The organism is Streptomyces sp. KR80 (assembly GCF_052245555.1).
GTDB lineage: Bacteria > Actinomycetota > Actinomycetes > Streptomycetales > Streptomycetaceae > Streptomyces.
Map to the genome: position 1 here is coordinate 338,849 of NZ_JBQQCD010000003.1, position 22,750 is coordinate 361,598.

Annotated in this window: 22 protein-coding genes; 13 read left to right on the forward strand and 9 right to left on the reverse strand. The window is 71.2% G+C overall.

The features are described from left to right. Nucleotides 1-62 precede the first annotated feature (62 nt). The 5 genes from ACTWQI_RS06995 to ACTWQI_RS07015 all read left to right on the forward strand — a co-directional run bounded on the left by ACTWQI_RS06995 (nt 63) and on the right by ACTWQI_RS07015 (nt 5,692). Complete coding sequence (locus ACTWQI_RS06995; RefSeq protein ID WP_443268678.1) at nt 63-1,871, forward strand: sensor histidine kinase; 1,809 nt, start codon at nt 63-65, stop codon at nt 1,869-1,871. 153 nt (nt 1,872-2,024) lie between these two features. Then, the gene (locus ACTWQI_RS07000) at nt 2,025-2,678 is read left to right on the forward strand and encodes a response regulator transcription factor (protein WP_443268434.1); all 654 of its coding nucleotides are present in this window, start codon (nt 2,025-2,027) and stop codon (nt 2,676-2,678) included. A gap of 186 nt (nt 2,679-2,864) precedes the next feature. After that, nucleotides 2,865-4,376 carry a DUF2252 domain-containing protein gene (locus tag ACTWQI_RS07005; RefSeq protein WP_443268435.1) on the forward strand — a complete coding sequence of 504 codons (1,512 nt, stop codon included), beginning with the start codon at nt 2,865-2,867 and terminating at the stop codon, nt 4,374-4,376. 35 nt (nt 4,377-4,411) lie between these two features. Continuing rightward, nucleotides 4,412-5,272 carry a hypothetical protein gene (locus ACTWQI_RS07010; protein ID WP_443268437.1) on the forward strand — a complete coding sequence of 287 codons (861 nt, stop codon included), beginning with the start codon at nt 4,412-4,414 and terminating at the stop codon, nt 5,270-5,272. 75 nt (nt 5,273-5,347) lie between these two features. Next, nucleotides 5,348-5,692, forward strand: coding sequence for a rhodanese-like domain-containing protein (locus tag ACTWQI_RS07015; RefSeq protein ID WP_443268439.1), 345 nt, complete (start codon nt 5,348-5,350; stop codon nt 5,690-5,692). Nucleotides 5,693-5,801: 109 nt separating this feature from the next. Here the strand turns inward: ACTWQI_RS07015 and ACTWQI_RS07020 are convergent, their stop codons facing one another. The 6 genes from ACTWQI_RS07020 to paaA form a co-directional block, all read right to left on the reverse strand. Further along, nucleotides 5,802-6,956, reverse strand: a complete 1,155-nt coding sequence (locus tag ACTWQI_RS07020; RefSeq protein ID WP_443268441.1) for an acyl-CoA dehydrogenase family protein — start codon at nt 6,954-6,956, stop codon at nt 5,802-5,804. Nucleotides 6,957-7,160: 204 nt separating this feature from the next. Next, the gene (locus tag ACTWQI_RS07025) at nt 7,161-8,264 is read right to left on the reverse strand and encodes a 2Fe-2S iron-sulfur cluster-binding protein (protein WP_443268443.1); all 1,104 of its coding nucleotides are present in this window, start codon (nt 8,262-8,264) and stop codon (nt 7,161-7,163) included. Then, complete coding sequence (gene paaD / locus ACTWQI_RS07030) at nt 8,265-8,807, reverse strand: 1,2-phenylacetyl-CoA epoxidase subunit PaaD (RefSeq protein WP_443268680.1); 543 nt, start codon at nt 8,805-8,807, stop codon at nt 8,265-8,267. A gap of 11 nt (nt 8,808-8,818) precedes the next feature. Next, nucleotides 8,819-9,538 (reverse strand): 1,2-phenylacetyl-CoA epoxidase subunit PaaC, encoded by a 720-nt coding sequence (gene paaC / locus ACTWQI_RS07035; protein WP_443268445.1) that lies wholly within the window; start codon nt 9,536-9,538, stop codon nt 8,819-8,821. Continuing rightward, on the reverse strand, nt 9,535-9,825 hold the full coding sequence (gene paaB / locus ACTWQI_RS07040) for a 1,2-phenylacetyl-CoA epoxidase subunit PaaB (protein ID WP_443268447.1): 291 nt from the start codon (nt 9,823-9,825) through the stop codon (nt 9,535-9,537). Before paaB ends, paaC begins: the two co-directional genes overlap by 4 nt. After that, complete coding sequence (gene paaA / locus ACTWQI_RS07045) at nt 9,822-10,781, reverse strand: 1,2-phenylacetyl-CoA epoxidase subunit PaaA (protein ID WP_443268449.1); 960 nt, start codon at nt 10,779-10,781, stop codon at nt 9,822-9,824. The genes paaB and paaA overlap by 4 nt, the downstream gene beginning before the upstream one ends. A 182-nt stretch (nt 10,782-10,963) precedes the next feature. Between paaA and ACTWQI_RS07050 the strand changes: the two genes are divergently transcribed. The 3 genes from ACTWQI_RS07050 (at nt 10,964) to ACTWQI_RS07060 (ending at nt 13,634) form a co-directional block, all read left to right on the forward strand. Continuing rightward, nucleotides 10,964-11,638, forward strand: a complete 675-nt coding sequence (locus ACTWQI_RS07050) for a DUF5819 family protein (RefSeq protein WP_443268451.1) — start codon at nt 10,964-10,966, stop codon at nt 11,636-11,638. A 5-nt stretch (nt 11,639-11,643) separates the two neighbouring features. After that, entirely contained in the window at nt 11,644-12,882 is a 1,239-nt protein-coding gene (locus ACTWQI_RS07055; RefSeq protein ID WP_443268682.1) for an HTTM domain-containing protein, read from the forward strand. A gap of 89 nt (nt 12,883-12,971) precedes the next feature. Continuing rightward, a complete protein-coding gene (locus ACTWQI_RS07060; RefSeq protein WP_443268683.1) occupies nt 12,972-13,634 on the forward strand; it encodes a TrmH family RNA methyltransferase in 663 nt (220 codons plus the stop codon). Between the two features lie 24 nt (nt 13,635-13,658). On the opposite strand, the gene paaN is transcribed toward ACTWQI_RS07060, so the two are convergent. Then, nucleotides 13,659-15,359, reverse strand: a complete 1,701-nt coding sequence (paaN, locus tag ACTWQI_RS07065) for a phenylacetic acid degradation protein PaaN (protein ID WP_443268452.1) — start codon at nt 15,357-15,359, stop codon at nt 13,659-13,661. Between the two features lie 159 nt (nt 15,360-15,518). On the opposite strand from paaN, the gene ACTWQI_RS07070 reads away from it, so the two are divergent. After that, nucleotides 15,519-17,036, forward strand: a complete 1,518-nt coding sequence (locus ACTWQI_RS07070; RefSeq protein WP_443268454.1) for a 3-hydroxyacyl-CoA dehydrogenase — start codon at nt 15,519-15,521, stop codon at nt 17,034-17,036. 2 nt (nt 17,037-17,038) lie between these two features. Further along, nucleotides 17,039-17,635 carry a TetR/AcrR family transcriptional regulator gene (locus ACTWQI_RS07075; RefSeq protein ID WP_443268456.1) on the forward strand — a complete coding sequence of 199 codons (597 nt, stop codon included), beginning with the start codon at nt 17,039-17,041 and terminating at the stop codon, nt 17,633-17,635. A gap of 104 nt (nt 17,636-17,739) precedes the next feature. Here the strand turns inward: ACTWQI_RS07075 and ACTWQI_RS07080 are convergent, their stop codons facing one another. Together ACTWQI_RS07080 and ACTWQI_RS07085 are read right to left on the reverse strand one after the other, a co-directional pair. Continuing rightward, complete coding sequence (locus ACTWQI_RS07080) at nt 17,740-18,150, reverse strand: VOC family protein (protein ID WP_443268458.1); 411 nt, start codon at nt 18,148-18,150, stop codon at nt 17,740-17,742. A gap of 155 nt (nt 18,151-18,305) precedes the next feature. Continuing rightward, nucleotides 18,306-18,794: an Lrp/AsnC family transcriptional regulator gene (locus ACTWQI_RS07085; protein WP_443268460.1), complete on the reverse strand. Its 489-nt coding sequence runs from the start codon at nt 18,792-18,794 to the stop codon at nt 18,306-18,308. A gap of 198 nt (nt 18,795-18,992) precedes the next feature. On the opposite strand from ACTWQI_RS07085, the gene pdhA reads away from it, so the two are divergent. The 3 genes from pdhA to ACTWQI_RS07100 are packed head-to-tail and all read left to right on the forward strand — an operon-like array spanning nt 18,993 to nt 22,668. After that, a complete protein-coding gene (gene pdhA / locus ACTWQI_RS07090) occupies nt 18,993-20,201 on the forward strand; it encodes a pyruvate dehydrogenase (acetyl-transferring) E1 component subunit alpha (RefSeq protein WP_443268462.1) in 1,209 nt (402 codons plus the stop codon). Next, on the forward strand, nt 20,198-21,250 hold the full coding sequence (locus tag ACTWQI_RS07095) for an alpha-ketoacid dehydrogenase subunit beta (protein ID WP_443268464.1): 1,053 nt from the start codon (nt 20,198-20,200) through the stop codon (nt 21,248-21,250). Before pdhA ends, ACTWQI_RS07095 begins: the two co-directional genes overlap by 4 nt. Then, nucleotides 21,250-22,668, forward strand: a complete 1,419-nt coding sequence (locus tag ACTWQI_RS07100; RefSeq protein ID WP_443268466.1) for a dihydrolipoamide acetyltransferase family protein — start codon at nt 21,250-21,252, stop codon at nt 22,666-22,668. The genes ACTWQI_RS07095 and ACTWQI_RS07100 overlap by 1 nt, the downstream gene beginning before the upstream one ends. Nucleotides 22,669-22,750: the final 82 nt, after the last annotated feature.

The window sequence follows — 22,750 nt, forward strand, 5'->3', positions numbered from 1 at the left end:
GCGCGACGAAGGGGGAGTGCGCCGTCCCGCGGGCCGGTCTTAGCGTGTGCCGCGTGAAGGCGGTGACTGGGAGGGAGCGGGCCCGGGCGGTGTGGCGGCGCCTGGTCGTACCGGGGTCGTGGCCCCCGCGACGGATCGCGGGCGAAGTGGTGCTGTCCCTGGTCCTGTCGCTGTCAGCGGCGGGACTGGAGGACCTGGAGGGCAGCGGCCCCGCGCGGGTGGTGGCGACCGCGCTGGTGGTCGCGGTGCTCTCCCCGCTGCGGCGGGTGCTGCCGGCGACTGTGTTGGTCGTCACAGGCGCGGCGGCCGGGGTCATGAGCGGCTTTGTGATGCTGCTCATGGTGGCGGGCTGGTCCGCGGGCCGGGCCGTGACGCGGGTGGGCCGGGCGCTCGGGGCGTTCACCGCAGCGTTCGCGCTCCACACGGCGCTGACCGCGTACGTCGCCTACACCGAGTACCCCGAGTTCTCGTCCCTGGCGACGATCGTCTTCTCCGTCGTCTTCTTCCTGGCGACGACGGTCGTCCCCGGCCTGGCGAGCCGGTACTGGACGCAGCGCCGCACCCTGCTGCACACCCTCCAGCAGCACAATGCGCAGCTGCTGCGCGAGCGGGCGATGGTCGCGGGACAGGCGCGGATGCGGGAGCGGCAGCGGATCGCCCAGGACATGCACGACAGCCTCGGCCACCAGCTCGCCCTGATCGCCGTGCACACCGGAGCTCTTGAGGTCGATTCCGAGCTGACCGAGCGACAGCGCGAGGGGGTCGGGGTGCTGCGGGAGGCCTCGGTGGCGGCGATGCACGAACTGCGGGAGGTCGTGGGCATCCTGCGGGACGGTGCCGAGGGAACCCGGCCCCTGGAGGACGCGCGGCCCGTGTCCCGGGGCGTGGCCGGCATCGAGGAGCTGGCCGAGGCGTCGCGGGCGGCGGGTGCGGCGGTGGAGCTGCGGCGCTCGGGGATGCCGCGTGCGCTGGCGCCGGCTGCGGACCACGCCGCGTACCGCATCGCCCAGGAAGGCCTGACGAATGCTCACAAGTACGCGGCGGGCGCGCCGATCACGGTCGGCCTGCGGTACGAGCCGGACTCGTTGGTGGTGGAGGTCGCCAACGGGCCCGTGAGGGCGGGCACGGGCAGCGGGAGCGGCACAGCCGCGGTGAGCGGCGGGCAGGGCCTCACGGGCCTGAAGGAGCGAGCCCGTCTGATCGGTGGCATGGTGCACGCCGGGCCTGCACCGAACGGCGGTTTCCGGCTCGCGGGCGTTCTGCCGTACGGCCCGGACGACGGCTCGTCGGCTGGTGCCGGTGCCGGTGCCGGTGCCGGTGCCGAGGCCGGGGCCGGGCCTGAGGCGGGGCAGGCGGGGGGTGTTCGGCCGCCGGAGACCTTCGTCGATGCGGCGGGCGACTTCCGGGAGCAGAACCTGACCGGCGCTCCGGGGGACGGTGGACCGGTCATCGACTGGACCGGTGCGCAGAGGGAGGTCGCGGCGGCGATGAGCAGCAGCGGCAGGCGGGTCAGCGGGTTGGCCCTCGGCTGCGGCGTCGTGGTGGCGATCGTGCTGGGGCTGGGGGTCGTTGCGGTCTGGGGGTTGGCGGAGCTGATGCAGGAAGTGGACCGAGCCATGATCGACCGCGAGGACTACGAGGCGGTGAAGGCGGGTCAGCCGGAGGCCGAGGTCCGCGCGAAGTTGCCTGCCGGCGACTCGTTCATGACCTCGGAGTTCGAAGGCAAGGGGCCGCCCGAGCCGGAGGGCGCGGAGTGCCTCACGTTGCTGTCGTCGGAGACGGGAGACAGCTGGAACGCGGATCCGGTGTTCCGCTTCTGCTTCAAGGGCGGCAAGCTCATCGAGAAGCGGTCCTTCGAGGTCGGCCAGTAGGCGCCGTGGGAGCCGCAGGAGTCCTGGGTGCCGTGGGAGTCGCTTCCGCGCGGGTCGGGGATGATGGCGCCGGGGTGCGGTAGCGGCGGCGCAGCCGTGACGTGGCCGATGCCCCGCCGTGCCCGTGTCCCTTCGACCATGCGCAGGAGAGCTGTGATCAGGGTCCTCGTCGCCGATGACGAGCCGCTCATACGGGCCGGCATCAGGATGATCCTCACCTCGGCCGATGACATCGAGGTGGTCGCGGAGGCCGCGAACGGCCGGGAGGCGGTGGACCTGGCCCGGGCGCGTACGGTCGACGTCGCGCTGCTCGACATCCAGATGCCGCTGATGGACGGGCTGTCCGCGCTCGCGGAGCTGCGCCGAGCCGCCCCGGCCGTCAGGGTGCTGATCCTCACCACCTTCGGCGAACGGGAGAACGTGTTGCGCGCCCTGAGCGCCGGCGGTGCCGGATTCCTGCTGAAGGACACCGCGCCGGGCGAGCTGATCGGGGCGGTACGGGCCGCAGCGGGCGGAGACGCGTATCTGTCGCCGGGGGCCACGCGGCACGTCGTCGACTCGCTCGCTTCGGGCCGGGCGGCGGAGCGCGGCGAGGAGGCCCGACGTCGCCTGGAGGCGCTGACAGAGCGGGAGCTCGAGGTGCTGGCGCTGCTCGGCGAGGGTCTGTCGAACGCGGACGCCGGTGAGCGGATCCATATGAGCGAGGCGACGGTGAAGACGTATGTGAGCCGGATCCTGGCGAAGCTCGGGTGCGAGAACCGCGTCCAGGCGGCGCTGTTGGCGCGGGACGCCGGGCTCGGGGAGTAGCCCGCGGGGAGGGCCCCATGGGTTCGGCACCCGTGGCGGGCCCCGGAGAGTTTTACGGGGGGCTTGGTCGCGAAGGGGGCTTCCGAGGTGGGCCGTTGGGAGTTATCCACAGGGGTGTGCGGCTGTTCGGCCATGGGCGGTACGGTCATGGCCAGTTGGTGTCGGGACGGTGACGGGGGAGAGCGCATGGTGGCCGACGAGCGGATGCGGGGGCGGTTTCCGGCACAGGACCGAGCAGTGGTGCGGCCCCGGAGCGAGGATTCGGACCAGGACTCGGCCCCGCGTGCGGGCGAGCGGATTCCGGGTGTGCCGGGGTTCGCACGGTGGCCCCAGGACCGGGCCGCGCCGAGGCGGCAGGGGAAGGCGCTGAGGGACCGGGTGCCGCGGTCCGCGCACGCGGCGTTGAGGGTGGGCCCCGGCAGGCCGGACGCGGTCGCCGCGGTGGCGGAGTCCAGCGCCGGGCGCCTGCCGGAGCTGGCCCCGATACGGGTCGGCCGGATGGCCGCGACTCCTTTCGCCTTCCTGCGCGGAACCGCCGGTCTGATGGCATTCGACCTGGCGGAGACGCCTGTGACCGGCGTCGGCGCGCAGATCTGCGGGGATGCGCACGCCGCGAACTTCGGGCTCTACGGGGACGCCATCGGCAGCCTCGTGATGGACATCAACGACTTCGACGAGACCCTGGTCGGTCCCTGGGAGTGGGACGTGAAGCGGCTGGCGGCCTCGCTGGTGCTGGCCGGCCGGGAGGCAGGGGCTGACGAGGACACCTGCCGTGCGGCGGCGTACGACGCCACGGGCGCGTATCGGCGCACGATGCGCTTGTTGGCGAAGCTGCCGGTGCTGGACGCGTGGAACGCGATCGCCGACGAGGAGCTCGTCTCGCACACCGACGCGCGCGATCTGGTCGGCACGCTGGAGCGGGTCGCGGAGAAGGCGCGGCGCAACACGAGCGCCCGGTTCGCGGCGCGGGCCACGGAGACGGTGCTGGACGGCGAGGAGACGGCGGGTGTTCCCCGCCGCCGCTTCACGGACGCGCCGCCGGTGCTGCGCCGGGTGCCGGACGCCGAGGCGGCAGCCGTGGCGACGGCCCTGGGCGGGTATCTCGAGACGCTGCCGGAGGACCGGCTGCCGCTGCTCGCGCGCTACGCGGTGCACGACGTCGCGTTCCGGGTGGTCGGCACGGGCAGTGTGGGCATGCGCTCGTACGTGGTGCTGCTGCTGGACCACCGGGGCGAGCCGCTGGTGCTGCAGGTGAAGGAGGCCCGCGCATCGGCCCTGCTGCCGCATGTGACGAAGGCGGGATTCGCGGTGCCGGAGCCCGGGCACGAGGGGCGCCGGGTGGTGCTCGGGCAGAAGCGGATGCAGGTCGTGAGCGACATTCTGCTGGGCTGGACGAGCGTCGACGGGCGCCCCTACCAGGTGCGGCAGTTCCGGAACCGGAAAGGCAGCGTGGATCCGGCGGTGCTGGCCGCCGACCAGATCGACGACTACGGGCGGATGACCGGAGCCCTGCTGGCGCGGGCGCATGCGCACAGCGCCGACCCGCGGCTGATCGCCGGCTACTGCGGGAAGGGGGAGGAAATGGATGAGGCGGTGGCGGCCTTCGCGGTGGCGTACGCGGATCGCACGGAGGCGGATCACGCGGCGCTGGTGGCGGCTGTCCGGAGCGGGCGCATAGCCGCTGAGCTGGGCGTCTGACGGCGCAGGGGCAGGGCCATTAGCCTGGGCGAGTGATGAATCCGGAAGCTGAGCGGACCGATCTTCAGGGCAAGGCCGATGCCGGGCAGCGCGAGGAAGGGCGGGCCGGGCCGCAGGAGGACGCGCGGCCGGAGGCCCGGCTGGAGCAGGCGGTGCGCGCCGCCGAGCAGGCGTTGATCGAGTTCGAGATCGCGGTGGAGACCTTCCGGGTGGAGGTGGAGAACTTCTCCCGGCTGCACCACCAGAGGCTCGGTCCGATGTACGGCCGGCTCGATGAGCTGGACGCCCTGATCGCCGAGGCGGTCGCGGAGCGTACCAAGGATCCCGACGACATTCGCAAGGCGGAGCAGGCCCGGGGCATGGTCCTGCCGATGCCGGGCGTGGATGAGCTGTTCCACGGCTGGATCGACTCGGAAGGTCTGTCTCCGGAGGCGATGGCGATGCTCACCGAGCGGCCGGTGCAGCCGCCGGGGCGGGTCCGGCCGAGCGAGGAGGCCCGCCGGGTCTTCCGCGAGCTGGTCCGCAAGGCTCATCCGGACCTGGCGCGCGACGATGCGGAGCGTGACCGGCGCAGCGCGTTCATCGTGCGGGTGAACGGGGCCTACGCGGCCGGGAACGAGGACGAGCTGCGCACGCTCGCCGAGGAGTGGGCGGCGCGATCGCAGGGCGAGAAGCCGGGGCCCAGCCCCAGCGAGGAGCTCTACGCCCGCCTGGAGTGGCTGGCCCAGCGCAAGGAACTGCTGGCCGCGGTCGCCGAGGAGCTGGAGAACAGTGCCATAGGGGCCATGCTGCGGATGGCTCCGGACGACCCGGACGCCCTGCTCGAGGAGATCGCGGAACAGCTCCTTGCCCAGGTCGCCGAGCGGGAGGCCCGGCTGGCCGAGCTGGCCGGGTAACGTGCGACGCACGGCACCGGCCGTGCCCGCCCGGGGCGTATCCCCGGCCGTACGCGATGGAGAGAGGCTGACCTCATGCACTTCGCCCAGCTGCCCACGGTGGATGCCGCGGCGGTACCTTCCGACGGCTTCCTGCTGGACGTGCGGGAGGACGACGAGTGGGCGGCCGGTCATGCCGAGGGCGCGCTGCATCTGCCGATGGGGCAGGTCGTGCTGCGGTTGGATGAGTTGACCGAGGCCGTGGCCGACGGCCGCCAGGTGCATGTCGTGTGCCGGGTCGGCGGCCGGTCGGCGCAGGTTGCCCAGTACCTCATCGCGCAGGGGCTGGACGCGGTGAACGTGGAGGGCGGAATGCTCGGCTGGGAGGCCGCGGGCCGCCCCCTGGTCTCCGAGAGCGGGGACCAGCCCTTCGTCCTGTAACCACGGGGTCCGGTAACCACGAGCCAAGGGCTGCTGCGGTCCGCCGGCGCGCGGTCCGCGGCCTGTACGGGTCTGCGGGTGTCACGCGAGGGGTGTCACGCGAGGGGTGTCACGCGAGGGGGTGCGCGGCGAGCAGATCGCCGAGAGCCTCCTCGTGTGCGGCTGCCGGGCCCAGTGACAGCTCCAGCTGTTTGGCCCACGCGTGGTAGCGGTGCAGCGGATAGTCGACGTCGGCGCCGAAGCCGCCGTGCAGATGCTGGGCGGTCTGGACGACCCGCCGTACGCCCTCCGACGCCCAGATCTTCGCGACGGCGACGTCGCCGGCGGGTGGGAGGGGGCCTCCGGCACCCCCGGTCGCGCCTGGGTGAGATGCGGCGAGCCGCCACGCGGCCTGCCACAGGGTGGCTTCCATGGCCCGAAGGTCGATGTAGCGGTCGGCGGTCTGGACGGCGACCGCCTGGAATGTGGCCACGGGGAAGCCGAACTGCTCTCGTTTGGCGGTGTAGTCGCTCGTCATGCCCAGCACGCCCTCGCCGAGGCCTAGGGCGAGCGCGCAGACGCCGGTGGTGAGGAGGTCGCGTAGCCACTCCCAGGCGCCGTCGGCGGTCAGCATGTCGCGGTCGCCGAGCCGTACGGCCTCCAGGCTCACCTCGGCGTACCGCTCGCCGTTGGTGGACACCTGCTCGGCGAGAGTGACGCCGTCGTGCAGCCGGGGAGTGAGTGCGAGCACCGTGCGGCCGTCGCCGGTGCGGGCCGGGATCAGCACCAGGTCCGCGGTGTGTGCCCACGGCACGGCTGTCTGCACGCCGTCCAAGATCCAGTCCTCGCCGTCCTCGCGGGCTTCGACGGCGAGCTCGGCCGGATCGTGACCGGTGCGGCCGCTGGAGGCGACTGTCAGCACGAGTTCGCCGCATCCGACCCGGGGGAGCAGCTCGTCACACAGCTCCGAAGTGGCGTACCTGCGCAGGGTGAGCGCGGCGGCGCCGGTCTCCAGGAGCGGCACCCGGGCCAGCACCTTGGCGGACTCGCGCAGGACGAGGCAGAGCGCGACAGGGTCGAGCCCCGCGCCGCCGTGCCGGGGATCGAGGACGAGGCTCAGGAGGTCCGCCTTGGCGAGCTTGTGCCACAGCGGGCGGTCGAAATCCTCGGCGACGGCCCCGGGGGTGAGCGCCGGGCTGGGGACGCCGTCGGGTGCGACCTTGGAGAAGACCGCTGTGGCCGCCTCGACGGCCGCCTGCTGTTCCTCGGTGAAGGTGAAGTCCACTCTGCCCGTCCTCCCGTGCGCCGCGCCTGGGGGCACTCCCCCTGCCTTCGGCGGGGGTACCCCCACCCGGCCGAAGCTGGGGAGGAACCGCCGATGGCTTTTCCTGACGAGGCGTCAAGGTAGAACAGGTTGCAGGAATGGGGAATAGTGCTGCGGCTCCGAGCCCGGTCCCATCTCAGTTCGGTGACGCGCAGGGGTCGGTCCTCAGCGGTCGAAGTCCAACTCCACCTGCTCGGTGACGGGGTGGGACTGGCAGGCCAGTACGAAGCCGGCCTCGACCTCCTCCGGCTCCAACGCGAAGTTCCGGTCCATCCGCACCTCACCCGAGACCAGGAAGGCCCGGCAGGTCCCGCACACCCCGCCCTTGCAGGCGTACGGCGCGTCGCCGCGGTTGCGCAGCACGGCCTCCAGCAGGGTTTCACCGTCCTCCACCGGCCAGGTGCCGGAGCGGCCGTCCAGTGTCGCGGTCACCGAACTGTGCGCGGGAGCCGCGACAGTGACAGGAGCAGGGGAGACCGCATCGTCCACATGGAAGATCTCCTGGTGGACGCGGCTGCGCGGCACGGCGAGCGCGCGCAGCGCCCGCTCTGCGCTCTGAACCAGCCCAAAGGGCCCGCAGAGGAACCAGCCGTCGACCGACTCCACGGGCAGCAGCGCGGGCAGCAGCTCGGTGAGCCGCGCCTCGTCGAGGCGCCCCGACGGCAGACCGGCCTGCTGCTCCTCCCGTGAGAGGACGTTCACCAGTTGGAGCCGGTCGGGGTAGCGGTCCTTGAGATCGGCCACCTCTTCGAGAAACATCGTCGATGCGGCGGTCCGGTCGCTGCGTATCAGGCAGAAACGGGCCAAGGGCTCGTGCGCCAGAAGTGTTGACGCGATCGACAGAACGGGCGTGATGCCGCTGCCGCCCACTACGGCGACGAAGTGCCCCGGCTTCGGTTCGAGGACGAAGCGTCCGGCCGGTGCCATTACCTCCACGGTGTCGCCGACCGCGAGCTCCTTGAGTGCGAAGGTCGAGAACTCACCCCCCTCGACCAGACGTACGCCCACCCGCAGCGTCTCCGGTCCGTCCGGGGCCAGAGTGGGTCCGCAGATGGAGTAGGTACGGCGGATCTCCGAGCCGTCCACGGCCCGTCGGCGCAGTGCGAGATGCTGACCCGGCAGGAAGCGGTAGGTGCTGCGCAGCTCGGGTGGCACCGCGAACGTGACGGCGACCGAGTCGTCGGTCAGCTGGTCGACCGCTGCCACCCGGAGCATGTGGAACGCACCATGGCGGACGGCCGGAGCAGGGCGGTCCGTTTGCGTCGCCATCTACAACTCCTTGAAGTGGTCGAACGGTTCACGGCACGACTCGCAGCGGCGCAGTGCCTTGCACGCGGTGGAGGAGAAACGGCTCAGCAGCGTGGTGTCGGTCGATCCGCAGTGGGGACAGCGCACGGACAGTTCGACCATGACCGGCCCCCCTGCGGAGGCAGGGCCACCGGGGCGTGGCGGCGCTATCCCGTACTCCTCGAGCTTGCGCCTCCCTTCGGCACTGATGGCGTCCGTGGTCCAGGGCGGCGAGAGCACGGTACGGACCGTGACGTCCGGCACCCCGTGCTCGTGCAGCACCCGCTCGATGTCTTCCGACATCGACTCGATCGCGGGGCAGCCGGTGTAGGTCGGGGTGAGCTCCACTTCGACCCGGCCGGGGCCGAGGACCTGCAGTCCACGCAGCACGCCCAGCTCTTCCAGCGTCAGCACCGGCAGCTCCGGGTCCGGGACCGAGCCCGCGAGCCGGCGCAGTTCGTCCTCGAGCGCGGTTGTCGTCACGCCGCCGCCCGCCGCGCTGCTGGTGACCACGTCGCCGTTCATCACGTCGCCCTTCACCACGTCGCTCCCGGGTGGCTCCGGTGCAGATGCTGCATTTCCGCGAGCATCCGCCCGAACGGTTCGGTGTGCAGGCCCTGACGCCCTGCGCCCGCTGTCCACGCCCCCAGCTGCGGCCCGGCGGGTACGGTCAGGGTCGCCTGCTCCAGCACGGACGTGAGGGACCCCAGCCATTCCTCGCGCAGCGCGTCCGCGTCCACGGTCAGCCCTGCGACCGGCTGGAACAGTTCGCCGGTAAACCGCCACAGCGCGTCCAGTCCTCGCTGCATGCGCTCATGGCTTTCGTCGGTGCCGTCGCCCAGCCGCAGCGTCCAGTGCTCGGCATGGTCCCGGTGGTAGACCACCTCCTTGACCGCCTTCGAGGCGAGCGGGGCGAAGACACCGTCCCCCAGAGCCAGTTGCCCGTACAGCAGCTCCTGGTAAGTGGAGAAGTAGAGCTGGCGGGCAATGGTGTGCGCGAAGTCGCCGTTCGGCTGCTCGACGAGCTGCACATGCGTGAACGCGCGCTCCTCGCGGAGATAGGCGAGCTCGTCCTCGTCACCCACCATCGACAGCAGTACCCGCGCCTGACCGAGCAGGTCGAGCGCGATATTGGCGAGAGCGACGTCCTCCTCGAGCACCGGGGCGCGCCCGGCCCACTCCCCCAGCCGGTGGGAGAGCACCAGCGCGTCGTCGCCCAGTGCCAGCGCTGCCGTCGCCTCGGTCGCCACGGTCACAGGTGCCGCACCCCTTCCGGGATCTCGTAGAAGGTGGGGTGGCGGTAGGGCTTGTCGGCGGCCGGCTCGAAGAACGGATCCTTCTCGTCCGGCGAGGAGGCGGTGACCGCGGTGGAGGGCACCACCCAGATCGAGACACCCTCGGCGCGCCGGGTGTAGAGGTCCCGGGCGTTCCGCAGCGCCATCTCGGCGTCCGGCGCGTGCAGGCTGCCTGCGTGGGTGTGGGACAGGCCCCGCCTGCTGCGCACGAACACCTCCCACAGCGGCCAGTCAGCGGTTCCGCTCATGCCCTGCCCTCCCCGTGCTTGGCGGCGTAGGCCGAGGCTGCCTCGCGCACCCAGGCACCTTCCTCGTGTGCCTGACGTCGCTGGCTGATCCGCTCGGCGTTGCACGGGCCGTTGCCCCGCAGCACCTCACGGAACTCGTCCCAGTCGATGGGCCCGAAGTCGTAGTGCCCGCGCTCCTCGTTCCACTTCAGGTCCGGGTCGGGGAGGGTCAGTCCAAGGGTCTCCGCCTGGGGGACGCAGATGTCCACGAAGCGCTGTCGCAGCTCGTCGTTGGAGTGGCGCTTGATCTTCCAGGCCATGGACTGGGCGGAGTGCGCAGACTGGTCGTCGGGCGGGCCGAACATCATCAGCGACGGCCACCACCAGCGGTCCACGGCGTCCTGCGCCATCGCGCGCTGCGCCGCGGTGCCACGGCTGAGGGTGAGCAGCAGCTCGAAGCCCTGCCGCTGATGGAAGGACTCCTCCTTGCAGATCCGGACCATGGCGCGGGCGTAGGGTCCGTACGAACAGCGGCACAGCGGCACCTGGTTGGTGATCGCCGCGCCGTCCACCAGCCATCCGATGGCCCCAACATCGGCCCAGGTCAGCGTCGGGTAGTTGAAGATCGAGGAGTACTTCTGCCGACCGGAGTGCAGCTTGTCGAGCAGCTCGTCGCGCCCCGTGCCCAGCGTTTCGGCGGCGCTGTAGAGGTAGAGCCCGTGCCCCGCCTCATCCTGCACCTTGGCCATGAGGATCGCCTTGCGCCGCAGTGACGGTGCGCGGGCGATCCAGTTGGCTTCGGGCTGCATACCGATGATCTCGGAATGGGCGTGCTGCGCCATCTGTCGCACCAGCGTCGCGCGGTACTCGTCCGGCATCCAGTCGCGGGGCTCGATCCGCTCGTCCGCTGCGACCGACGCGTCGAACGCCGCGGCGTATCCGCTCGCGTCGCTCTCGGTCGCCACCACCGTTGTCACCAGGCGCCCCTCTCTGCCGATCTCTGTCGATAGGCGGCCATCCGCCCGACCGACCGATCGTTCGGTTCAATGGTGCTGTCGGCGATCGTAGGGTGTCAAGGCTGTGGATAACCGCACATCGCTGTGCCCGACGGGGCGCGCTGAGTACCGTTCCTCGAAGTGCCGGGGAGTCGGGAGGCGGTATGGAGCAGGACGAGAACGGGGCGGCGGTGCCGAGCGGGCTCGCCGCGCTCTCGCTGCCCTCGCGAATAGCGGTGTCGGTGGCGGTGGCCGTCGTCGCGGTCACCGCTGCGGTGCATCTGTCGATGATCTTTCTGCACGTCGCCCCCTCCAACACCATCTCGAAGCAGCACGGCGCGGCGATCGACGAGTACGTCTATCCGGAGTTCGAGCAGAACTGGAAGCTCTTCGCTCCCAATCCACTCCAGCAGAACATCGCCGTTCAGGCCCGCGCCGAGATCCGAACGGCGGACGGCGCCCTCGCGACCACCGACTGGACCGACCTCTCCGCCCAGGACGGAGCGGCGATTCAGCACAGCCTCCTCCCCAGCCATACCCAGCAGAACGAGCTCCGCCGCGCCTGGGACTTCTTCGTCGGCTCGCACGACGACGAGAACCGGCCGAACGGCCTGCGCGGCCACCTCTCCGAGCAGTACATCCGGCGGATCGTCATGCTGCGCTTCGGTCCTGAGCGGGACGGCGGCACCGTGGAACGGGTGCAGGTGCGGTCGGCCACGGCACCTGTCGCCCCGCCCCGGTGGAGCGACGAGAAGGTCGACACCAAGACGGTCCACCGCGTCCTGCCCTGGTGGACGGTCACCGGCGCCGACCTCCCCGAGGGGGCTGGCAGCAAGTGACTCCGATCGTCGCTTCCCGCCGCTTCGAGCGCGGGATCGCTCAAGGCGTCGCCCGCGTCACCGGCGAAGCTCTGGGCCGTTATCAGACCGCCGTAGTCCGGATCGGCTTCTCCTTCACCTGGCTGTTCTTCCTGCTGCGCGAGTGGCCGCACCGCCATGAGCTGTACGGCCCCGACGGTCCCTGGAACTGGGACATGGCACGTCGGCTGATCGACGGGAACGGTGCCTTCACCGCCCTGATGTGGTCCGACGGGCGACTCTGGTTCGAGTTCGGCTATCTCTTCGCACTTGTGACGAGCGCCCTGCTGATGCTCGGCTGGCGCACCCGGACCATGTCCGTGCTCTTCATGGCCGGGGTGCTCTCGCTGCAGAACCGCAGCATCTTCATGGGCGACGGCGGCGACAACGTCATCCACCTCATGGCGATCTACCTGGTCCTCACCCGATGCGGCCAGGTGTGGTCGCTGGACGCCCGGCGCCGGAAGAGGCCCGGCCGCCCGGGGGGCGAAGCAGAGCCCGACCGGGACACCGCCGGCGTGGTGCTGTGGTCGGTCCTCGGTGCCGCCCTCGGGCTCGTCACCGTCCTGGACCGGCTGAGCTGGGGCTGGGCGCTCGTCTTCTGGGGTCTGTGGGTGGTCCACGGCGTGGCGCCGGCGGTGCGCCGCCGGGCCCGCGACGGCGGGCCCGCCGCGCGCGAGGCCACCACGGTCCTGGACGCCATCGCCAACGTCGTCCACAACGGCGCCCTTCTGGTGATCATGGCCGAGGTATGCCTGATCTACGCGACCGCCGGCTGGTACAAGATCCAGGGATCGCGCTGGCAGGATGGCACCGCGGTCCACTACCCGGTGAACCTGGACTACTTCTCGCCCTGGCCCGCGATCTCCGACCTGCTCGGCAGCAGCGGTGCGCTGGTCATGCTGATCACCTACGGCACGGTGATCGTGCAGGTCGCCTTCCCCTTCACGCTCCTCAACCGCCGGGTCAAGAACGTCCTGCTCGCGCTGATGATGACCGAGCACCTGGCGTTCGCGATCGCGCTCGGGCTGCCGTTCTTCTCGCTCGCGATGATCGCGGCGGACGCGGTGTTCCTGCCGACCGGATTCCTCCGGCGGATCGGCTCCTGGGTCTCGGGCCTGTGCAGGCTGCCGCTGCGGACGGCGGCCCGGGAGTCCGGGGGGAACGACGGCGCGGAGCCGGACCGTCTGCGGGGCAGCGGCGACAGCCATACCCTCGTCGGGTGAGCATCGAGAGCACCGGGCCCGTCGAGGCCCCCCAGCTACCTCCCCCAGCCTTCGGCCGGGTGGGGGTACCCCCACCGAAGGCAGGGGGAGTGCCTCCAGTGGTGCCTCCAGAGACCATCCAGTACGACGACGGGCACGGCCCTGCCGAGGTCGGCGTCGGCCCGCACCCCCTGCCGTGGCCGGAGGGCGACCACTACGACCCCGAGCTGCTCGCCCACGGCGATCGCCGCAATGTCGTGGACCGCTACCGCTACTGGACCCGCGAGGCGATCGTCGCCGACCTCGACACCCGCCGTCATGACTTCCATGTCGCCGTGGAGAACTGGGGTCACGACTTCAACATCGGCTCGGTCGTGCGCACCGCCAACGCCTTCCTGGCGAAGGAGATCCACATAGTCGGCCGTCGGCGCTGGAACCGGCGCGGCGCCATGGTGACCGACCGCTACCAGCACGTCCGTCACCACCCGGACACCGCCGAGCTCACCACATGGGCGGCCTCCGAGGGGCTGCCGATCATCGGGATCGACAACCTCCCCGGCGCCGTGCCGCTGGAGACGACCGAGTTGCCACGTCGCTGCGTGCTGCTGTTCGGGCAGGAGGGGCCAGGGCTGAGCGAGGAGGCCCGGAGGCACGCGGCGATGGTGTGCTCGATCGCGCAGTTCGGCTCTACTCGCTCGATCAACGCCGGCGCGGCGGCCGCCATCGCCATGCACGCCTGGATCAGCCGCTACGCCTGCATCGAGGCCCCGTAGCGCCGCCGCGAAGGGCTTGAGGAGCTACGCCGGCCTGCGCACCTCGACCGTACGGAAGCGGTTCGCGACGAATGCGCCGTCGCACAGTGCGGCGTTCGCGGCCGGGTTACCCCCCGATCCGTGGAAGTCCGAGAAGGCGGCCGTCTGGTTCACATACACCCCACCGGTCAGGTTCAGCGACAGCTGGGCGCACTCCTCCAGGCAGGCCGCCTCGACCAGCCGCTCGACCTCGGGCGAGGTCGTGTACGCGCCGACCGTCATCGCACCCTTGTCCCGGACCGTACGACGCAGCAGGTCCACCGCGTCAGCCGATGAGTCCATGGCGACCGCGAACGAGACCGGGCCGAAGCACTCCGAGAGGTACGGGGCATCGTCGTCGGCGCCGTTCTCCCACTGCTTCCGTGCCCCCTCCAACTTGACGATCACGGGCGTACGGACCGTGGCGCCGGGGAAGTCCGGGTGCGGCACGGCGCGGGACGCGAGCGCGACCTCGCCCACCCCCGCGGCCGCCTCGATCCGCTCCCCCACCTGTGGGTTGACGATGGCGCCCAGCAACGCGTTCGCCCGCGCGTCGTCGCCCAGCAGGCGCTCCACCGCACCCGCCAGATCGGTGACGACCTCGTCATAGGACTTGTGGCCCGCGTCGGTGTCGATCCCCTCGCGGGGGATCAGGAGGTTCTGCGGGGTCGTGCACATCTGGCCGCTGTAGAGGGACAGGGAGAAGGCGAGGTTGCCCAGCATGCCGTGGTAGTCGTCGGTCGAGTCGACGACCACGGTGTTGACCCCGGACTTTTCCGTGAAGACCTGGGCCTGGCGGGCATGGGCCTCCAGCCATTCGCCGAAGGCGGTCGAGCCGGTGTAGTCGATGATGCGGATCTCGGGACGCACGGCCAGCGTCTTCGCCAGCCCTTCGCCGGGACGCTCAGCTGCCAGGGCGACCAGATTCGGGTCGAAACCGGCCTCGGCCAGCACCTCGCGGGCGACCGCGACGGTCAGCGCCAGGGGGAGGACCGCCCTCGGGTGCGGCTTGACGAGCACCGCGTTGCCCGTGGCCAGGGAGGCGAACAGGCCGGGGTAGCCGTTCCAGGTCGGGAAGGTGTTGCACCCGATCAGCAGCGACACACCGCGCGGGACGGCGGTGAACTGCTTGCTGAGGTTCAGCGGGTCCCGCTTGCCCTGGGGCTTGGACCATTCCGCAGTGTCCGGGGTGCGGACCTGCTCCACGTACGCGTACGCCACCGCCTCCAGACCGCGGTCCTGCGCGTGCGGCCCGCCCGCCTGGAAGGCCATCATGAACGCCTGGCCGCTGGTGTGCATGACCGCGTGCGCGAACTCATGGGTGCGGGCGCTGATCCGGGACAGGATCTCCAGGCACACCATGGCCCGCGCCTCGGGTCCGGCCTTGCGCCACGCGGGCATCGCGGCGCGCATGGCCGGGAGCAGCACGTCGACATCGGGGTGCGGATATTTCACGCCCAGCTCCAGGCCGTACGGCGAGACCTCGTCACCCACCCAGTCGTCGGTGCCCGACTGGTCGAGGTCGAGCCGCTCGCCGCGCAGGGCGTCGAAGGCGGCCTGGCCGTCACCTGCCGCGCTTTCCCCGTACGCCTTCGGGTGCTCCGGGTGCGGTGACCAGTAAGCGCGCGTGCGGATCGCCTCGAGCGCCTGGTCGAGCGTCGGGCGGTGCTTCTCGATCAGCTGGACGGCGGTGAGACTGGCGGCCATGACTGACCAACTCCTCGTTGAGCTGGGCCGGGAAGGGGCAACAGGGTTAGAGTAACCGAACGATCGGTCGGGACAAGGGGGCCTTTCGTGCCTGTGGAAAACTCCCGGCAACGCCACCCGCTCCCGTCCGGCCAGACCTCTTCGGGGAGGATCTCCGCCATGACCGCAATCGACCGGACCGGCATCGTCGCCGTCGTCGGCACCGGAACCATGGGTCAGGGAATCGCCCAGGTCGCGCTGGTCGCCGGGCACCCGGTCCGGCTCTACGACGTGGCCCCCGGGCGCGCGGAGATGGCCGCCGACGCCATCACCGCCCGACTCGACCGGCTGGTGGACAAGGGCAAGCTGACGCCCGCCGACCGGGACACGGCCTGCGGCCGCCTCAGCGCCATCACCGAACTCGCGGGACTGGCGGATGCGCAGCTCGTCGTCGAGGCGATCCTCGAGGAGCTGGGCGCCAAGCAGCAGCTGTTCAGCGCGCTGGAAACGGTGGTCTCCGACGACTGTCTCCTGGCCACGAACACCTCCTCGCTGTCCGTCACCGGCATCGCAGGCGCCCTGCGCCACCCGGGCCGTGCCGTCGGACTCCACTTCTTCAACCCGGCGCCGCTGCTCCCGCTCGTCGAGGTGGTGAGCGGCTTCGCCACGGACGAGACCGCGGCCACGCGCGCGTACGACACGGCCGCCTCCTGGGGCAAGACCCCGGTCCGCTGCGCCGACACCCCCGGTTTCATCGTCAACCGGGTCGCCCGGCCCTTCTACGCCGAGGCCTTCCGGCTCCATGAGGAGCGGGTCGCCGACCCCGCCACCATCGACGCGGTACTGCGCGAGTGCGGCGGATTCACGATGGGTCCCTTCGAGTTGACGGACCTCATCGGCCAGGACGTCAACGAGGCCGTCACCCGGTCCGTGTGGGAGGCGTTCTTCCAGGATCCGAAGTTCACCCCCTCATTCGCCCAGCGCAGACTCGTCGAGTCGGGACTGCACGGGCGAAAGTCGGGCCGTGGCTGGTTCGACTACGCGGAGGGCGCGAGGCGGCCGGAACCGCACACGGCGGAGCCCTGCCCGGCCCCGCGGACGGTCGGGATCCACGCCGATCTGGGACCGGCCGAGGCGGTCCGAGAGATGATCGCCGAGGCGGGCATCGAGATCACACCGGACCGTACGCCCCCTGGGACGAGGGCCTGTATCGTCCTGCCCGACGGCACGCGACTGGCGCTGACCGACGGCTCACCCGCCACCGACGATCCGTCCGGCCGCGCCATCCACTTCGACCTCGCGCTGGACTACCGCACCGCCACGCGTATCGCGCTCGCCCCGGCGGTGAGTGTCGGCCCCGAGTCCCTCCGGTCGGCGATCGGCCTCTTCCAGGCGCTCGGTATGCAGGTCAGCGTGATCGACGACGTCCCGGGCCTGATCGTCGCCCGTACCGTCGCGATGCTGGTGGACTTCGCCGCCGACGCGGTCGGACGCGGGGTGGCGAGCCCGCAGGACGTCGACACCGCGATGCGGCTCGGAGTGAACTATCCGCGCGGTCCGCTGGAGTGGGGAAGCGAGCTCGGCGCCCGCTGGGTGCGGGATCTGCTGCGCGCCCTCGACGGCGCGTACCCCACCGGGCGCTACGCCCCCTCTCGGCTCCTGTGCCGCCGCGCGGCCGCCCAAGAGAAACTGCTCTAATCATGACCATGGCCAAGCGCGACACGTACACGCCCGAATCGCTGCTCGCGGTCGCCGTGGAGGTGTTCAACGAGCGCGGCTACGACGGCACGTCCATGGAACACCTCTCCCGGGCCGCGGGGATCTCCAAGTCGTCGATCTACCACCACGTCCGGGGCAAGGAGGAGCTGCTCCGGCTTGCGATAGCCCGCGCCCTGGACGGGCTGTTCGCGATCCTTCAGGAGCCGGGGGCGACTGAGGGCCGGGCCATCGACCGGCTCGAGTACGTGACGCGCCGTACGGCAGAGGTGCTGATGGCGGAGCTGCCGTACGTCACGCTGCTGCTGCGGGTGCGGGGCAACACCGCCACCGAGCGCTGGGCCATGGCTCGCCGCCGGGAGTTCGACCAGCAGGTCGCCGAGCTGCTGAAGCAGGCTGCGGCCGACGGGGACCTGCGTGACGACGTGGACGAACGGCTCGCCACCCGGCTGCTCTTCGGCATGATCAATTCGATTGCGGAGTGGTATCGGCCGCACGGCGGCCATGCGGCTCACCCCGACGACCAGGATGTGGCGGAGGCGGTCGTACGGATGGCCTTCGCGGGTCTGCGCACCGGCTGAGAGAGGCGGTTCCTCCCGCCTCCTCGGTCTCTGCCAGGCCCGGCCGGACGCCCACCGCTCAGGCAGCGGGCCGGACGTCCTGCCGGGAGTCGCAGGTCAGCACGTCAGCACTGCTCCGGCACCGCGGCCGGGTCCATCCACATGACCTCCCAGAGGTGACCGTCCGGGTCCTGGAAGCTCCGCCCGTACATGAAGCCCTCGTCCATCGGCTCGTTCGAGGGCTGACCGCCGGAGGCGAGCGCCTTGTCGACCAGCTCGTCGACCCGCTGCTTGCTCTCGACCCCCAGACACACGATGGCCTCCGTGCTCGTCCTCGCGTCCGCGATCTCCTTCTTGGTGAAGTTCTTGAAGAACGGCTCCGAGAGCAGCATCGCGTAGATGTCGTCGCTGATGACCAGGCATGCCGCCTTGTCGTCGGTGAACTGCGGATTGACCGAGAAGCCGAGCCGAGTGAAGAACTCGATCGACGTGCCGAGGTCCTTCACGGGGAGGTTGACGAAGATCTTCGTGGACATGTGACGTCTCTTCTCTCTTATGCCTGGTGTGTGGTGAGGCTTTCGAAGAGGTAGACCGTGCGTCCGCGGAGAACTCATCGGCGGCCGCCCAGATTCTTCGAGGGATGGACAGGCACGGCTGCGCCGCACGTACGGGCACGTGGTGGCGCGAGGGGCTACTCCTCAGGCCAGAGATCGGTCTCCTCGAAGACCAGCAGTGTCCGGGTGCTCAGCACTTCGGGGATCGACTGTATGCGGGTGAGAACCAGCTCGCGCAGTGCCCGGTTGTCCTCGGTGTGCACCAGCAGCAGCACATCGAAATCGCCGCTGACCAGGGCGATATGGGCGGCGCCCGGCAATTCCTTGAGCTGCTCGCGGACCGTGCGCCAGGAGTTCTGAACGATCTTGAGGGTGATGTACGCGGACGCGCCCTGTCCGGCCCGCTCCTGGTCGACGCGGGCGCTGAAGCCCCGGATGACACCGTCCTCGATAAGGCGGTTGATGCGGGCGTAGGCATTGGCGCGCGAGATGTGCACCCGCTCGGCCACGGAACGTATCGACGCCCGCCCGTCCGTGCGGAGCATCTGCAGGATGTCCCGGTCGACCGAGTCCAGGGGGCGCGTGGGCGGAATCCGGCCTTCTTCGGCCATCCGTTCAGATGTCATCCGCCCCGGCCCTTCTCTCATGGACGTCCTGTCCTCATCTCAGGCTGTGGAGAACCGTTTGTCCACAGGCTGAGGTCACCCGTAGCCAAAATGTGCCAACGACCGAACAATCGGTAGGTGTGACGTACCACACCGCGTCCGCCGGTAAGCCCTGCCCATCCCCGCCCACCGGCACGGGAGTCCCAGGAGGTGCTCGATATGACGGTCCTCGAACAGCCCGGTTCGTACCACCCGGCCCCGCCGCCCTCCTGGCGGCCCCGCGTCGACGCCGCTCCGCTGCTGCCCGACGCGGAGCCGTACCGGCTGCTCGGCACCTCTGCCGCCCGTGACGCCGACCCCGCCCTGCTCAAGCGGCTCTACGCAGAGCTGGTGCGCGGCCGGCGGTACAACACGCAGACGACAGCTCTCACCCGGCAGGGGCGGCTGGCCGTCTATCCCTCCAGCACCGGTCAGGAGGCCTGCCAGGTCGCCGCGGCCCTCGTGCTCCAGGAGCAGGACTGGCTCTTCCCCAGTTACCGCGACACTCTGGCGGCCGTCGCGCGCGGTCTCGACCCCGTCGAGGCACTCACCCTGCTGCGCGGTGACTGGCACACGGGCTACGACCCGCGCGAGCGCCGTGTCGCACCGCTCTGCACGCCTCTCGCCACCCAGCTCCCGCACGCCGTCGGTCTGGCGCACGCCGCCCGTCTCAAGGGGGACGACGTGGTCGTGCTCGCCCTGGTCGGTGACGGCGGCACCAGCGAGGGCGACTTCCACGAAGCGCTGAACTTCGCCGCGGTCTGGCAGGCCCCGGTCGTCTTCCTGGTCCAGAACAACGGCTTCGCGATCTCCGTGCCGCTCGCCAAGCAGACCGCCGCGCCGTCGCTCGCCCACAAGGCGGTGGGGTACGGCATGCCGGGACGCCTGGTCGACGGCAACGACGCGGTCGCGGTTCACGAGGTGCTCGCCGAGGCCGTGCGGCGTGCCCGTGGCGGTGGCGGGCCGACCCTGGTCGAGGCGGTCACCTACCGCGTGGAGGCCCACACGAACGCGGACGACGACACCCGCTACCGCGCGGACTCCGAGGTCGAGGAGTGGCGTGAGCACGACCCGATAGCCCTGCTGGAGCGCGAGATGCGGGATCAGGGGCTGCTGGACGACACGACGGTGGAGGCCGCGCGTGAGGCCGCCGAGCGGACCGCGGCCGATCTGAGGGCGCGGATGAACGAGGACCCGGTGCTGGACCCCATGGACCTGTTCACCCATGTCTACGCGGAGCAGACCGCCCAGCTGCGCGAGCAGGCGGAGCAGCTGCGTGCCGAGCTCGACGCCGCCGAGCACGACCCGCACGAGCACGACCAGCACGAGCACGACCAGCACGGGGGCGACCAGCACGAGGACGATCAGCACAGGGGGGCCGAGCAGTGACCACCGCACCAGCCGCCGCCGGGACACGCGCGCGCGTCCGCAAGCCCGCCACGATGGCACAGGCTCTCGGGCGCGCCCTGCGCGACGCGATGGCCGAGGATTCGTCCGTGCACGTACTCGGCGAGGACGTCGGCACGCTGGGCGGGGTTTTCCGGATCACCGACGGCCTGGCGAAGGAGTTCGGCGACGACCGCTGCACGGACACGCCGCTCGCGGAGGCCGGAATCCTGGGCAGTGCCGTCGGGATGGCGATGTACGGGCTGCGGCCGGTCGTCGAGATGCAGTTCGACGCGTTCGCGTATCCGGCCTTCGAGCAGCTCATCAGCCACGTCTCCCGGATGCGCAACCGCACCCGGGGGGCGCTCCCGCTGCCCATCACCGTACGGGTGCCGTACGGCGGCGGGATCGGAGGCGTCGAGCACCACAGCGATTCCTCCGAGGCGTACTACATGGCGACCCCGGGGCTGCACGTCGTCGCCCCGGCGACGGTGGCGGACGCCTACGGGCTGCTGCGTGCCGCGATCGCCTCCGACGACCCCGTCGTCTTCCTCGAGCCCAAGCGGTTGTACTGGTCGAAGGCCGACTGGTCGCCGGACGAGCCGGAGCCGGTGCCGCCCATCGGACGGGCCGTGGTCCGGCGTACCGGCCGCAGCGCCACCCTCGTCACCTACGGGCCCTCAGTGCCGGTCTGCCTGGAGGCGGCGGAGGCGGCGCTCGCGGACGGCTGGGACCTCGAGGTCATCGATCTGCGCAGCCTGGTGCCCTTCGACGACGAGGCGGTGTGCGCTTCGGTCCGCCGGACGGGTCGGGCGGTCGTCGTCCACGAGTCCACCGGTTTCGGCGGTCCTGGAGGGGAGATCGTCGCACGGGTGACGGAGCGGTGTTTCCACCATCTCGAGGCGCCGGTCCTGCGGGTCGCCGGATTCGACATCCCGTATCCGCCGCCGATGCTGGAACGGCACCATCTCCCGGGCGTGGACCGCATCCTCGACGCGGTGGCCCGGCTCCAGTGGGAGTCCGACTGGACCGAGTCGAAGGGGGCGAGCTGATGGCCGTGGTGCGGGAGTTCACGCTGCCGGACCTGGGCGAGGGCCTGACGGAGGCGGAGATCGTCCGCTGGCTGGTGCACGTGGGCGACGTCGTGGCCGTCGACCAGCCGGTCGTCGAGGTGGAAACGGCGAAGGCCGTGGTGGAGGTCCCCTGCCCGTACGGCGGTGTGGTGACTGCGCGCTTCGGTGAGGAAGGCACGGAACTGCCGGTCGGCGCACCGCTGTTGACCGTCGCCGTGGGTGCGGAGCCCCCTGCCCCGGGACCCCCGCCCCCGGGACCCGCGGGCCCGGGCGCGGCCACGAACGGCACCGAGGGCGGCGCGGCGGCCGCGGACGAGGGCTCGGGGAACGTCCTCGTCGGCTACGGCACGACCGCGCCGGCCGCACGCCGCCGCAGGGCTATCCCTGCGAGCGCCATGTCCCGCCGACCCGCCTCGGGAACGGCACCCGGCCGCGCCGTCAGACCGGGGCCCGTCCCGGTGATCTCGCCGCTCGTCCGGCGGATCGCGCGGGAGCACGGCATCGACCTCCGGGAGTTGCGGGGCTCCGGGCCCGAGGGGCTGATCCTGCGGGCGGACGTGGAGGAGGCCGTGCGGGCCGCGGCGCCGAGAGGCTGGGCCGCGCGTGGCGAGGAGGCCCCGTACGCGGCCGCCGGGACGACCGGTTCCGGGCCCGCCCCCTTGGCGGTCGGCGGTCCGCGGACCGGTGGGGAGACCGGCGCGTCGTCGGCTGCCGAGCGCGTACCGCTGCGCGGGGTACGCGGGACGGTTGCCGACAAGCTGTCCCGGAGCAGGCGGGAGATCCCCGATGCGACCTGCTGGGTCGACGCCGACGCCACCGAACTCATGGCCGCTCGCCGGGCCATGAACGCAGCCGGGGGACCCAAGGTCTCGCTGCTTGCACTGCTTGCCCGGATCTGCACGGCGGCGCTGGCCCGCTGGCCCGAGCTGAACTCCACAGTGGACACCGAGGCCCGGGAGGTCGTCCGGCTGCCTGCGGTGCACCTCGGGTTCGCGGCGCAGACCGACCGGGGCCTGATCGTGCCGGTCGTACGGGACGCGCACATCCGCACAACGGCCCAGCTGTCGGAGGAGATCGCCCGGCTCACCGAGGCCGCGCGGGCGGGCGCCCTCACACCCGCCGAGCTGACCGGCGGCACCTTCACGCTCAACAACTACGGAGTCTTCGGAGTCGACGGATCCACACCGATCATCAACCACCCCGAGGCGGCGATGCTCGGCGTCGGACGCATCGTCCCGAAGCCATGGGTACATGAAGGCGAGCTGGCCGTCCGGCACGTCGTACAGCTGTCGCTCACGTTCGATCACCGGGTCTGCGACGGCGGCACGGCCGGCGGCTTCCTCCGCTTCGTCGCGGACTGCGTCGAACAGCCGGCGGTGCTGCTGCGCACGGTGTGACGGGACGATGCTGCGCACCCTCTGACGGGAGGTTGCTGCGCGCCGGGTGACGAGAATGCGGCCAGGTGCCCTTGCGTATGAC